10 protein-coding genes and 1 tRNA gene are annotated in these 12,605 nt (G+C 62.1%); 7 read left to right on the top strand and 4 right to left on the bottom strand.

Annotated elements, in window-relative coordinates:
• Window positions 1-23: 23 nt before the first annotated feature.
• From NL532_RS16935 to NL532_RS16945, 3 genes are all read right to left on the bottom strand, one after another.
• Window positions 24-1,637 (bottom strand): DEAD/DEAH box helicase, encoded by a 1,614-nt coding sequence (locus NL532_RS16935; protein WP_031193139.1) that lies wholly within the window; start codon window positions 1,635-1,637, stop codon window positions 24-26.
• A 192-nt stretch (window positions 1,638-1,829) separates the two neighbouring features.
• On the bottom strand, window positions 1,830-2,597 hold the full coding sequence (locus NL532_RS16940) for an NAD kinase (RefSeq protein WP_023715779.1): 768 nt from the start codon (window positions 2,595-2,597) through the stop codon (window positions 1,830-1,832).
• Window positions 2,598-3,041: 444 nt separating this feature from the next.
• Window positions 3,042-6,017, bottom strand: coding sequence for a caspase family protein (locus NL532_RS16945; RefSeq protein WP_023828629.1), 2,976 nt, complete (start codon window positions 6,015-6,017; stop codon window positions 3,042-3,044).
• A gap of 283 nt (window positions 6,018-6,300) precedes the next feature.
• Here NL532_RS16945 and NL532_RS16950 point away from each other — a divergent pair, with 283 nt between their 5' ends.
• The 5 genes from NL532_RS16950 (at window position 6,301) to NL532_RS16970 (ending at window position 11,702) form a co-directional block, all read left to right on the top strand.
• Entirely contained in the window at window positions 6,301-7,335 is a 1,035-nt protein-coding gene (locus NL532_RS16950; RefSeq protein WP_023828628.1) for an extracellular solute-binding protein, read from the top strand.
• Window positions 7,336-7,436: 101 nt separating this feature from the next.
• Window positions 7,437-8,864 (top strand): amidase, encoded by a 1,428-nt coding sequence (locus tag NL532_RS16955; RefSeq protein ID WP_023828627.1) that lies wholly within the window; start codon window positions 7,437-7,439, stop codon window positions 8,862-8,864.
• A 69-nt stretch (window positions 8,865-8,933) separates the two neighbouring features.
• Window positions 8,934-9,623 (top strand): TetR/AcrR family transcriptional regulator, encoded by a 690-nt coding sequence (locus tag NL532_RS16960; protein WP_023828626.1) that lies wholly within the window; start codon window positions 8,934-8,936, stop codon window positions 9,621-9,623.
• 167 nt (window positions 9,624-9,790) lie between these two features.
• A complete protein-coding gene (locus NL532_RS16965) occupies window positions 9,791-10,318 on the top strand; it encodes a DUF2569 family protein (protein ID WP_245270208.1) in 528 nt (175 codons plus the stop codon).
• Window positions 10,319-10,514: 196 nt separating this feature from the next.
• Window positions 10,515-11,702, top strand: a complete 1,188-nt coding sequence (locus tag NL532_RS16970; RefSeq protein WP_023755075.1) for a helix-turn-helix domain-containing protein — start codon at window positions 10,515-10,517, stop codon at window positions 11,700-11,702.
• Window positions 11,703-11,740: 38 nt separating this feature from the next.
• Here NL532_RS16970 and NL532_RS16975 read toward each other — a convergent pair.
• Window positions 11,741-11,816: transfer RNA gene (locus tag NL532_RS16975), tRNA-Thr, on the bottom strand.
• A 158-nt stretch (window positions 11,817-11,974) separates the two neighbouring features.
• Here NL532_RS16975 and NL532_RS16980 point away from each other — a divergent pair.
• Both NL532_RS16980 and NL532_RS16985 read left to right on the top strand, forming a co-directional pair.
• Entirely contained in the window at window positions 11,975-12,157 is a 183-nt protein-coding gene (locus NL532_RS16980) for a hypothetical protein (RefSeq protein WP_023829536.1), read from the top strand.
• Between the two features lie 120 nt (window positions 12,158-12,277).
• Window positions 12,278-12,487, top strand: coding sequence for a hypothetical protein (locus NL532_RS16985; protein ID WP_023829537.1), 210 nt, complete (start codon window positions 12,278-12,280; stop codon window positions 12,485-12,487).
• Window positions 12,488-12,605: the final 118 nt, after the last annotated feature.

Here is a 12,605-nt window from a genome sequence, read left to right on the forward strand (position 1 = left end):
TCGGGACGCCGCGGCTCATGGGATCAGACCTTGGCGACGATCTTCATGAAGGCCGGCATGTCGTCGCCGAAGCCGACGGTGCCGTCATTGTCTTCACCGCGGTTGTTGCCGCGGGCAGGGCGGCTGTTGCTGGCGCGCTGCGGCCTTGTGTCGCCGCGTTCCGGGGCACGGTTCTCGTTGTTGCGATCGGAGACCTTGCGGTCGCTGTTTTCGGAGCGAATCGCTTCCTTGCGCTGATGCCGTTCGCCGATGTCGGCGACCGCGGCCTCGGCTACCGCCGGCTGTTCCTCGCGCGCGGCATCTGCCGCTGGCGCGTCGTCGCTGCGCTTGGCATGGCGTTCGCGCGGCTTGCGCTCGCCACCGTCCTTGCGATCATGGACCTTGCGGTCCTCGTCCTTGCGGCCGGCGCGGCGCGGAGCGCCACGGCCACGGCGGGGCGCTTCGTCCTCGCCGCCTTCGCTGGCGACCACGGTCGACAGGTCGCCGTCATGCCACTCGATCTTGTTGCCGATCAGCCGCTCGATGGCGTCGATGTATTTGGTGTCGGACTTGGTGGCGATGGTGAAGGATTTGCCCGAGCGTCCGGCGCGGCCGGTGCGGCCGATGCGGTGGACATAATCTTCGGCGTGGATCGGCACGTCGTAGTTGAAGACGTGGCTGACGTCGGGAATGTCGAGGCCGCGCGCGGCGACGTCGGACGCCACGAGATAGCGCAATTTGCCATCGCGGAAATTGGCCAGCATCTGCATGCGGGCGCGCTGGTCCATGTCGCCATGCAGGGCGCCGGCGTCGAAATCATACTTCAGCAGCGAGCGGAACAGCTCCGCGACCTCGACCTTGCGGTTGCAGAAAATGATAGCGTTCTTCAGCTCGGCGTCTTCGGCCTTTATCAGATTGCGAAGCGTCTCGCGCTTGTCCCACGGCTTGGAGCCGGACTTGACCAGGCGCTGGATGATGTTGGTGGCAGCGGATGCCGCCTTGGAAACCTCGACGCGCACCGGCGCATGCAGGAACTTCTCGGTGAGCTTGGTGATCTCCGGCGGCATGGTCGCTGAGAAGAACAGCGTCTGCCTGGTGAACGGGATCATCTCGCAGATGCGCTCGATGTCGGGGATGAAGCCCATGTCCAGCATGCGGTCGGCCTCGTCGATGACGAGGATCTCGACGCCGTTGAGCAACAGCTTGCCGCGCTCGCGGTGATCGAGCAGACGGCCGGGCGTGGCGATCAGCACGTCGGCGCCGCGCTCCAGCTTCTTGTCCTGCTCGTCGAAGGAGACGCCGCCGATCAGCAGCGCGATGTTGAGCTTGTGGTTCTTGCCGTATCTGATGAAATTCTCTTCGACCTGCGCGGCGAGCTCGCGCGTCGGCTCGAGGATCAGCGTGCGCGGCATGCGGGCACGGGCCCTGCCTTTTTCGAGGCGGGTCAGCATCGGCAGCACGAAGGAAGCCGTCTTGCCGGTGCCGGTCTGTGCTATGCCCAGAATATCCTTGCCGAGCAAGGCATGCGGGATGGCGCCAGCCTGGATCGGCGTCGGCACGGTGTAGCCCGCATCGGTGACTGCGGAAAGGACCTTGGGCGACAGGCCGAGGTCTGAAAAGGTCAACGCTTCTAGAGCGGTCGTGGTGTCTGAGGACAAGAGTTGCTGTCTTTGGCTGGTTCGGGGAAGCGCAACGGCATCCGTCGCGGCAAGCACAGCGTGCCTGCAAGATTGGTATTGCGATTAGGCGCAAGCCCGCGATTTGTCAACAGAAACGGGCGGGATTGGCACGATTGTGAAAACGTAAGCTTAATCGCGATGCTTAATTAGGTAGTCACTCTTTGCGCCGGCTCAATAGCGAAACTGCTCGGCGAGAATGCGTTCGTTCCACGAATGGTTGGGATCAAACAGCAGCGTTGCCGTCGCAGTCGGCGATTCGCGGACCGTTACGGAAGCCACCGCCTTGACCTCGGTGTGGTCGGCGGCGGTGTTCACCGGGCGCTTTTCCGACTCCAGAATATCGAAGCGTACGGTCGCCTTGTTTGACAACAAGGCACCCCGCCAACGGCGCGGCCGGAACGGGCTGACCGGGGTCAGCGCGAGCAACGGCGCATCCAGCGGCAGGATCGGCCCGTGCGCCGAAAGATTGTACGCGGTGGAGCCGGCCGGCGTCGCGATCATCACGCCGTCGCAGTTCAGTTCCTCGATGCGGACCTGCTCGTCGACGGTGATGCGGATCTTTGCCGTCTGGTAGGACTGACGCCACAGCGCCACCTCGTTGATGGCGAGTGCCGAAACCGTCTCGCCCTCATGCGTCAACGCCAGCATTTCCAGCGGGCGGATCGTTTCGGCGACGGCGGCCGCGATGCGCTCGGTGAGGCCCCCGACGCGGTACTCGTTCATCAGGAAGCCGATGGTGCCACGGTTCATGCCGTAGACCTTCTTTCCCGTGCTCATCGTGTCGCGCAAGGTCTGCAGCAGGAAGCCGTCGCCACCCAGCGCCACCACCACCTGGGCGTCGTCGAAGGATGCCTGGCCATAGCGGGCCGACAGGCTCTCCATCGCCGCCTTGGCATCGGCAGTGTCGGAGGAGACGAAGGCGAAATTGGCTTTGCTCATGACATTCCGATGGCGGTCGGCCGATGGCGGTCGGCGGCGGTTGCGTGGGGTAGCATGGGCAAGCGCATCTGCAAAGGGAGGCATCGTCGGCGCAGTTGCGGCCGCGGCGAAACGAAATCGGCGGCTCGCGCTTCATGTCGCCGGAACGGCGAATGTGATGGTTAAGTGCGAGCTTAAGCACTCGTAAAGCCTGATCGATCATGTTAGCCGACAGAGGATGGGTGGCTGGGGGGCTAGCCAGTCGAGACCTGTATATTGCCGGTGACACGCCTGATTATCGTCTTCCTGATGCTGGGAAGCTTCGCCCTTCTCTTTGCTGAGCTTGTACGGCATTCCGAAGACATGAGCTCCAGGCCGACGGCCTCACGCTGCGGCGACGCCGGCGTGCCATGCCCGCAAAACGCGTTGTAGGCTGAAGCCAATCTGCCAACGACGATCCATCGCTCACTGCGCGACGATCTGAAGATTGGCGTTGCCGTAGAATGTGTAGGCGAGATAGGTCGGATCGCCGGTCTGGTAGAATTCTCTGCGGACATCCTGCAGGATCTCGGCCAGATAGACCGGCCTGTCCTTGATCCGCGTGCTGATGCCACCATAGAAATCGGTCGAGAAGGCCGCTGCCGCGCGGTCGGTCAGTGGCCACATGCCGCCGATGAAGCCGGAAGCGCCGCCCGCCAGAACCGCCGGACCCCAGCCCTGCACGAAGCCGCCGAGCATCTGGGAACGGCCTGTGTCGCAGGCGTTGAAGAAGTAGAACGGATTGCCCTTGCCATGCGCGGTGGCGACCAACGCAGCCCATGTATCCGGGTCGAGCGACTGATCGACGAGATCGATGGCAAAGACCGGCCGGCCGCTGCCCGGTTGGTTGACCGCGCCATGACCGGAGAAATGAATGAAACCGGTCGAGACTTCACCGACCAGTTTCTCGAAAGAGGTGAAATCGCCATCGAAGCGGCGGTAGCCGTAAAGCTTGCTCAGCGCCGCGATCTCGTCCTGTTGGAAGCGCAGCGAGCGCTTGTCGACATAGGAGGGCGCGACAGCCGCGACGCCGGTGAAGGTCATGCGGTCGAGCGGGTTGTCGACCTGTGAGGCACTGCTGCGCGGAGCCCAGCGCGCCAGCCGATAGCCCATGCCGAGAAAACCGTCGGCGGTGGCGCCGTCGACGCTGCGCGGGCGGATCAATTCCCAGGGCAGTGTCGGGCTGTTCGAGGTGATCTGGATCGAATGCAGCTCGCCTTTGCCGCGCAGCGACCAGAACACGTCCTTGAACGCTTTCGGCACATAGTCGCGGTAGAGCGCATCGCCAAAACCTTCGGCGGCGAGCGTGACAAAGCGCTTTTGCGTCCCCGGATCGCTGCTTGCGGCAGGCTGCTGCAGCGATACCGCGCCGCGCAGGCTCAGGCCGAGCTGCAGCAGGCGGCGATATTCGGAGTCCAGCCATGCCGCCATCTCAGGTGGCGTCGAGAACGTATCGGTCACCGGACCGGCCAGATGCGGCGAATGGATGATGATCTGCCCCGAACCCAGCCCGCTCGGATCGTCATAGAGTATGGTCACGTCGAGATCGGGGACGTCATCGCCGGCTGCGCCGCCGAGCGTCACATTGCCAGTTACCGCCGGCTGCGGCGCCGCTGCGGCCAGCATCAGCATGGCAGGTGCTGCGGAGCGTTCGGCTGTGGCGCTCGGAGCGGCTGCCTCGACAGGCGCTGTGCGACGGATGACAACGGACCGCGACGCCGATCCGAGGAACCTCCCGGCGCTGTAGATGCGTGCGATGAACTGGGACGGCTTGCTGTCCTTGGCGATCGGCCGCGCCTTGACGTCGAAGCGGACGAAGTCGCTGTCGCCCTGGCGGTAGAGCGTCGTCCGTCGGCTCCATTTGCCGCCGTCGGTGAGATCGAAGCCGGAGGCGAACAGATCGATGTCGATCGGCCATTGCTCGGCTCCTGCCGGCATCGCCATGGCCAGGGCGCCATCTTCCGTCACCGACGAGCCCGGCGCTGCCTTCACCTTCACTTCGGGCGTGAATTGCTCTTCGGTAAGGGCGATCGAAACGGTCACCGTCTCGCCGGCGACAATCTCATCCGGCGCATCGATGGTTGGATGGCGCACCACTTCGACAGCGCCCGTCTCGGGTTGTGGAAGGGCGCCGCCGGAAGGAGGGCTTTGCGCCTGGTCGATGGGCGGCGGCGCTGGTTTCGGTGGCGCCTGCGCCTCCGGCGGACTTTCGGCGCCGGTCGCGGGTGGCGGGGCCGATGTCATGCCGTCCTCAGGGGGGATCCCTGCCTTATCGGGGGGCGGTTCGGCGCCGGTGGCTCCGCCATCCTGCGGATAGGTCCCGCCGAGATTGTTCTGGGCAGCGGCCGCAGCTGCGTCTTCAAGACGTTGCTTTTCCTCTTCGTATCGTTGCCGAGCCTGCTCTTCCTGCAATTGGCGCTGCTGTTCCTGGCGTTTGTATTCCTCGTAGAGCGCCGCCTCCTTGGCGCTGTCGCCCATCGCGGCATCGGGACTGCCGGAGCCCGGGGCAACGTCCATGGGGTAGGGCTCCTGACCGCTGCCATCGGCGTAGTCGCTGCCATCAGGCTCCCAACCGCCACTCCCGGAGATGTAGCCGCCGCTCGCCATCGCCGGCGGTGCCGGTTCCGGCACAAGCGGCAGCGCCGGTGCCGCGCCGGCCACCTGGTCCGGCGTCAGCACAAAGGCAGCGTCTGCCGAGCGGCCATATGCCATCCATGGCCACTGGGCGCCTGACGTTTTGTCGATAGTGGTTTGCCTGACCGAGGCGAGGATGATGGCTATGTCCGCGCCGCGCTTGACCAGCGCAGCGGTGAGCGCATCGGCAAATACGGTGACGGGGCGGGCTTCGTCCAGTGCAACGGTTCCGGGTTTGGCCGACAGAGCGACGATGGCGTGGGTGAGGGGATCGACCGCAGCCAGACCCTGCATCACGCCGGAAGTAGGGTTGTGGCCATCGCCGGGATTGTCGAGCAGAACCACCTTCAATGTCGGGGTTGCCTCGAGCGCCTGCATGAACAGATCGAGGGGCAATGCCGTCTGGTCGACCGTTTCCTTTGAATCGATCCGGGTGCCGCGCGTCAGTAAATAGTTCCTGCCGTTGGCCTGCGCGGTGTGGCCGACATAGTAGAAGATGCCGACGGAGTCCGGATTGGCCAGGGATTGGGCGAAATCATGCATGGCGCGCGCGACATCGGCGCGGTCGCCATCCGACACCTGCCGGACGGTGAAGCTAAGCGATCGTAGTGTCGCTGCAACGAGTTCGGCACTGAGGTCGGCGTTGGCGATTGCCGGTGAGCCCTCAGAGGCCGGATTGGCGACAACCAGCGCTATCCGCGCTTCGCCGCGCGCAGCGGAGAAGAGCGCCATGGTCATCAGCAGCACGACCGCCAGAAAAAGGCGCATGACCGTGATCCAAGCCCTGCAGGCTGCGGCGCTCACGCCACGGCTTGCCCCAATTCATCAATGGCCCAACCTTGACCATATCATGTCGGCTTCGCCGGCGCACTGCCGGTGCCGATCATGCAGTTGTGTCGCAAAAGATATTGACTGTATGTTTAGTAATTAATACCGTTGCCGAGATACCGAGTTGGTCAGCCGGCATTCGCCGGTGAATGATCACCAGGACGAAGGGAACTTAGGGACTCGAGGCGCAATCCCGCCGGTCCCAACAATGGGAGACACAAGCATGCAGTTGAAATCGACCGCCACGGCGCTCGGCCTGTCGCTGCTGGCGATGACCGGCATTGCCCGCGCCGAGGGCGAACTCCAAATCTACAATTGGGGCAACTACACCAGCCCGGACCTGATCAAGAAGTTCGAGGAAACCTACAAGGTCAAGGTTACCGTCACCGACTACGACTCCAACGATACGGCTCTGGCCAAGGTCCGCCAGGGCGCTTCCGGCTATGACATCGTCGTTCCATCGGCCAGCGTGATGCCGATCTGGATCAGCGAAGGCCTGCTCTTGGAAACCGATCCCAACACGATGGAGAACTTTAGAAACGTCGATCCGAGATGGGTCGACGTGCCGTTCGACCCCGGCCGCAAATATTCGGTGCCGTGGCAATGGGGCACGACCGGCATCTCGGTCAACAAATCGGTCTATGCGGGCGATCCGAACACCTCGGCGATTTTCCTCGATCCGCCGCCGGAACTCGTGGGCAAGATCAATGTCGTGCCCGAAATGGGAGACATCATGTTCCTCGCCATTGCCTATGAGGGCGGTAAGTACTGCACCGACGACAAGGTGCTTTTGAAAAAGGTGCATGACAAGCTCATCGAGGCGAAAGCGAAATGGCTGTCGCTCGACTATGCGGCCGTCGACGGTCTCGGCAGGGGTGACATTGCCGCCGGCGTCAACTGGAACGGCATATCGCTGCGCGAGCGGCTGGAGAACGACAAGATCGTCTACGGCTATCCCAAGGAGGGCTTTCCAATCTGGATGGACAGTGTCGCGGTGCTCAAGGATGCCAAGAACGTCGAGAACGCCAAGCTCTTCCAGAATTTCATCATGGACCCCAGGAATGCAGCGATGATCTCGGCCTTCGCGCACTACGCCAATGGCATCAAGGGCTCCGAGCCCTTCCTGCCGGCCGATATGAAGGGCGCGCCCGAAGTGGATGTTCCGGCCGAATTTGCCGACAAGGGCCAATTCATGCCGGCCTGTCCCGCCGACGTCCAGGCGCTCTACACCAGGATCTGGACCGATCTGCAGAAATAGCGGCCCCGCCAGCCGAAGCTGACCACCAAACATCGGGCCGCGGATCGCGGCCCTGCCATCGCCAATGCCAGATGCCGTAAAGCCGCCGCGGGAGATTTTCGATGTCCGATCTCAACCTTTGCTACATGCCGGCCAGCGAGGCGTTGCGGCTGTTCAAGGCGAAGAAACTATCGCCTGTGGAACTGATGCAGGCCACCATCCGCCGCGCCGAGGCGACGAAAGAAACGATCAATTGCCTCACCTTCACGCATTTCGACGAGGCGATGGATCTCGCCAGAAAAGCCGAGGCGAAATACGCCAGAGGCGCCAGGACCGGCGCGCTCGAGGGCCTGCCGATCGGCATCAAGGATGAGAGCTACATCAAGGGCAAGCCGACCTCGCATGGCTCGCTGCTGTCCGGGGACGCGCTTGGCGGCCATACCTCGACGATGAACGAGCGTGTCATGAAGGCCGGCGGCATCGTCCACGCCCGCACGGCGACGCCCGAATTCAGCTGCGCCGGTTATACCTGGTCGAAGCGCTGGGGCGTCACGCGCAACCCCTGGAACCCGGATTTCACGCCGGGCGGTTCGTCGGGAGGTTCGGCGGCAACGCTGGCCTCCGGCACGTCGTCGATCGCAACCGGCTCGGACATAGCGGGCTCAATCCGCATCCCTGCCTCGGCCTGCGGCCTGGTCGGCTTCAAGCCGCCTTACGGCCGCAATCCCGATGAGCCGCCGTTCAATCTCGATTTCTACTGCCACACCGGGCCCTTGGCCCGAAACGTCGGGGATGCGATCCTGCTGCAGAACGTCATGGCCGGGCCGAGCCCGCTCGACATCGCCACGCTGCGCCCGAAACTGCGCCTGCCGCTCGACTACAAGCCGATCAAGGGTTGGAAGCTCGCATTCTCCATGGATCTCGGGTCCTTCGAGGTGGATGCGGACGTGCGCAAGAACACGCTCGCTGCCTGCGATGTGTTCCGCTCGCTCGGCGCCACTGTCGAGGAAGTCGATCTCGGTTGGGGCGACGAGGTGCTCAGGGCCGGCATGGCCTATCTCGAACATCTCTTCGGCGCCTCGCTGTCGCCGCTGCTCGCCAAGCACGGCAAGGACATGACCAGCTATGCCAGGCAGTTTGCGCAGGACGGCCAGAAGTCGAAGGCCACGGACTTTGTCGCAACTTTGGACGTGGCGGCCAGGATGTACCAGACGCTGGGGCCGTTGCTGGAAAAATACGATGTGTTGATCTGCCCGACCAATGCGCTTCCCGCGGTGCCGGCGGAATTCGATCAGACCAAAGGCAAGGTCGAGATCAATGGACGAGAGGTGAACCCGTCGCTGGGCTGGGTGATGACGACGCCGTTCAACATGCTGAGCCGCTGCCCGGTTCTGTCGATGCCGTCGGGCCGCGCCGCCAATGGCGTGCCGACAGGCATCCAGATTGTCGGCCGCACCTATAGCGACGCTGACGTGTTCCGGGCGGGTATGGCCTATGAGACGGCTCGTGGTCAGTGGTACACGAATGCCGGGACACGCCCGACGCTGTGAGTCCGCAGGGCGCCGGCATGCCAAGGCAGCGGCGGGATGTTTCGGCCGCCGGGGAAAGGCCTGACGACAATGGCGCAACGCATAGCCACTCCGGATGCGGGAAAAAGCAAGGCGGCCAAGGGTGCGGCGAACGACGCCGCGCCCAAGGACCGCCGGCGCGAGCGCGGCGAAGCGAGCGTCCAGCGCATCATCGACGCCACCATCGAGCTCATCGCGGAGGAGGGGCTGGCCAGCGTCACCATGCAGCGCATTGCCGGGCATGTCGGCTCGTCCAACGCACTGGTGGTCTTCCATTTTCGCAGCAAGGAGAACCTGTTCCGAGCCGTGCTGCAATATCTCAGCGACCAATATGACGCGCTGTGGCTGACGCTGGTGCGGGCGCCCGGCCTGTCGCCGGTGGAGCGGGTGTTGGGCGCGGTCGACTGCGCGCAGCGCTTTGCCCGGCAGCATCCGAAATGGGTTTCCGTCTTCGTCGTGTTCTCCAGCGACCGCAAGAGCATGCAGATCTACAACGAGATAGGCCTGCCCAGCGATCTCGCCTACACGGCCGAAGCGCGCGAACTGCTGATCGAGATTTCGCGCAGCGGCGGTTACACCGGCGTCGACATAGACACGCTGTCGGAGAGCCTGAATTATCTGGTTCACGGCGCCTGGTATTGGGACCATCTCAACCCGTCCAGCCGCGACACCGACGTGCTGCGCAAGACCATGCTGCTCCTGCTGCACGAGGCCTTTCCGCGGCATTTTGACTTGGGGTGAGATGCGGCCATTGCGAGCGACGGAAAGCGTCCTCTGCAAACCTAAACCCGAAAATCTCTACGATGCCTTGATCTCTGTAAAAATGCTTGCACAATCCAGAGGTGCGATTTAAACAACCTAAGGATGCATTCGAGGGTGGGTAGATGTGGCATTGGGCGATACTTCTGTTGCTGATTGGTGTGCCGGTTTTCTTCGCCGTCCGGTCGTCGCGCAAATCCTCACAGAGCCCAGATGACCTCGTGGGGTTCGGCGGCTGGCTGATCCTGCTGGCGATCAGTCTGTCCCTTTTGCCGTTGCGCACACTTGTCGATATGGCCAGTCTGGTCAAAACCTACCAACAGCTTGTTACAGTGCCCAACGGGGCCTTGGCCATCTATGGCGAGGCAGCCCTCAATCTGGCATTTCTGATGCTTCAGCTGGTCGTGCTTGTTTCGATGCTGCGGCGAAGCCACCGCTTTCCGCAGCTGTTCATATGTCTGTGGTTCGCGATCCCTCTCTTATTCGTACTGGACACAGTTTGGATATCGACTGTGCTTGGTGTCCCGGTAAACCGTTTGCTTGCCGGAGGGGCTCTGGTTACACCTTTGGCATCCTTCATAGTCACAGGGATCTGGGCCGCTTATGTATACAGGTCGGTCAGGGTGAGAAACACGTTCGGCGATACGGCGGCCATACAGGCTGCCACATTTTCCTAGAAGGTCCGACGGCTGCGAGTTGGCCTGATGTCGTGCTGCCAGCTCCGCCGAATAGAACCGTCGGCAGTCCTCCTTCGACTAACGAGCTTCGAGTGGCCTGCCACCCGAAGCTCGAAGAGTGCCCTTCCCGAGAGATGGGTGACAGTTCATTCCGGAGACATGGGTTACACTTTCGGCCCTTTGCAAGGAGAGCAAGGTGCCTTGGAAGGAGTGTAACGTCATGGAAGAGCGGCTGAAGTTCATTGCCCGGCTGCTGGACGGCGAGAAGATGGCGGTGCTTTGCCGTGAGTTCGATATCTCGCGCAAGACCGGCTACAAGATCCTCACACGCTACAATGACAGTGGCCTTGAGGGGCTGACGGATCGATCACGCCGACCCTACCGCCACGCCAATCAGCTTCCGTTTCAAATCGAGAAGCTGATTGTGCGCCTCAAGCAAGACAAGCCGACCTGGGGTGCGCCAAAGATACGCGAACGGTTGGCCCGGCTGTATCCTGACGTTCACCGGCCTGCGATCTCGACGGTGCATGCGGTTCTCGACAGCCATGGCCTGGTCGAGCGCCGCAAGCGAAGGCGCAACAGGGCGATGGGAACACCACTTTCAAACGGCTATCGGCCCAACGATCTGTGGTGTGCCGACTACAAAGGCGAGTTCATGCTCGCCGATCGGCGCTATTGCTATCCGCTGACGATCACCGACTTCGCCAGCCGCTATCTCATCGCCTGCGAGGCGTTGTCGACTACCAAGGAAGCCTATGCCTTCACGGTGTTCGAGAGCGTTTTCAAAGAGTTCGGCCTGCCCAGCGCCATCAGGACCGACAATGGCGTTCCCTTTGCCAGCCCAAACGCGCTGTTCAATCTCAGCAAACTGTCGGTCTGGTGGCTGCGCCTGGGCATCGACATCGAGCGCATCCAGCCGGGCTGTCCGCAGCAGAACGGGCGCCATGAGCGCATGCACCTGACTCTCAAGAAGGAAACCACCAAACCGGCTGGCTCCAATTTCCTGCAGCAGCAGGCCAGGTTCGATGACTTCATCAATGAGTTCAACTCAGAACGCCCACATCAGGCGCTCGACATGGCCTGTCCAGCCGAGCGCTACACGCCGTCACCGCGCATCTATGCCGGCCTGCCGGATCTCGATTATCCGTTTCACGACAAGGCCGTCACCGTCACCACCTGCGGCCGCATCTGCTACAATCGCAAGAAGATCAACCTCAGCCTCGTCTTTGCCGGCCAGACCGTCGGCATCAAACAGGTCGAGGACCATATCTGGCTGGCTTCCTTCATGGATTATGATTTGGGCTACTTCGATGATGAGACATGCAGGCTCGAACCACTCCAAAACCCCTTCGGGCCAAAAGTGTTACCCATGTCTCCGATATAAACCGTAACCTATGTGTCCGGAATGGACCGAGCGAAGGGTGGTGCCCCCGGACGGAATCGAACCGCCGACCTTCGGTTTACAAAACCGCTGCTCTACCAGCTGAGCTACAAGGGCACGGCGCTCCGGTTAGCATATTTCGTGCGCCAGTAAAGACAAAACTCCGTTTTCGATCGCTAATGGACCCCGCCGAGGTGGGCGGGCCGCCATGCTGAAAACCGCCAATGCGATCCCTACATATCTCTCAGGTGCAAACGCATCGAACGGGGTGTCGCATGATCAGACTTGTCATCATCCTGCCGCTTGTCGTCATTGCCTGGCTGCTTGCGGTAAAGCTCATCAGGGACGTGAAGAGCGCCAATGTCGACTGGACCGGCATCGCCGCCATCGTCGGTTTTATCGCGATGGCGTTTTGGCTGCGGCATGTGACTGGGATGGGGATGAATGGTGGATGGTGAATGGGCGAACGCCTTTCGGACCATTGACTACTCACTACTCGCTCAAAACCTCGAACCTTTCACCACTTCACCGCGACTGATCTCCAGAGGCGAATGGTCGCCTCGATCAAGGAGATCATCATGTTGAAGCGCAGTCTTACTTCGGGCCTGGTCGCCATCTTCGTCGCCACCGGCGCGCTCGCCGGTACCGTGCAGTCGTCCTCCGCTCACAGCCATCATCACCACCATCACAAGCACCACGACAAGCCCTCTTGGTGGTGGAACCATCACCACAAGCACCATCACCACAAGCATCATCATCACCACGGCAAGGTGATCATCTTCCTTTGAGCGAGACGACCTGCCTCGCGGAAGGGCGGCTTCGGCCGCCCTTTTTTGCGTTGAGCGCTCGATCGATCAGATCTTGGTTTCCATCGGCTGATTTCCGGCCTTCAAGAAAATCCCAAAT

This window comes from Mesorhizobium sp. C120A, from assembly GCF_030323105.1.
Taxonomy (GTDB): domain Bacteria; phylum Pseudomonadota; class Alphaproteobacteria; order Rhizobiales; family Rhizobiaceae; genus Mesorhizobium.

Excerpts from the sequence above, each read along its gene's own strand:
- NL532_RS16940 (WP_023715779.1), bottom strand. The coding sequence starts at position 2,597 with ATGAGCAAAGCCAATTTCGCCTTCGTCTCCTCCGACACTGCCGATGCC.
- NL532_RS16945 (WP_023828629.1), bottom strand. The coding sequence starts at position 6,017 with ATGCGCCTTTTTCTGGCGGTCGTGCTGCTGATGACCATGGCGCTCTTC.
- NL532_RS16950 (WP_023828628.1), top strand. The coding sequence starts at position 6,301 with ATGCAGTTGAAATCGACCGCCACGGCGCTCGGCCTGTCGCTGCTGGCG.
- NL532_RS16955 (WP_023828627.1), top strand. The coding sequence starts at position 7,437 with ATGTCCGATCTCAACCTTTGCTACATGCCGGCCAGCGAGGCGTTGCGG.
- NL532_RS16960 (WP_023828626.1), top strand. The coding sequence starts at position 8,934 with ATGGCGCAACGCATAGCCACTCCGGATGCGGGAAAAAGCAAGGCGGCC.
- NL532_RS16980 (WP_023829536.1), top strand. The coding sequence starts at position 11,975 with ATGATCAGACTTGTCATCATCCTGCCGCTTGTCGTCATTGCCTGGCTG.
- NL532_RS16985 (WP_023829537.1), top strand. The coding sequence starts at position 12,278 with ATGTTGAAGCGCAGTCTTACTTCGGGCCTGGTCGCCATCTTCGTCGCC.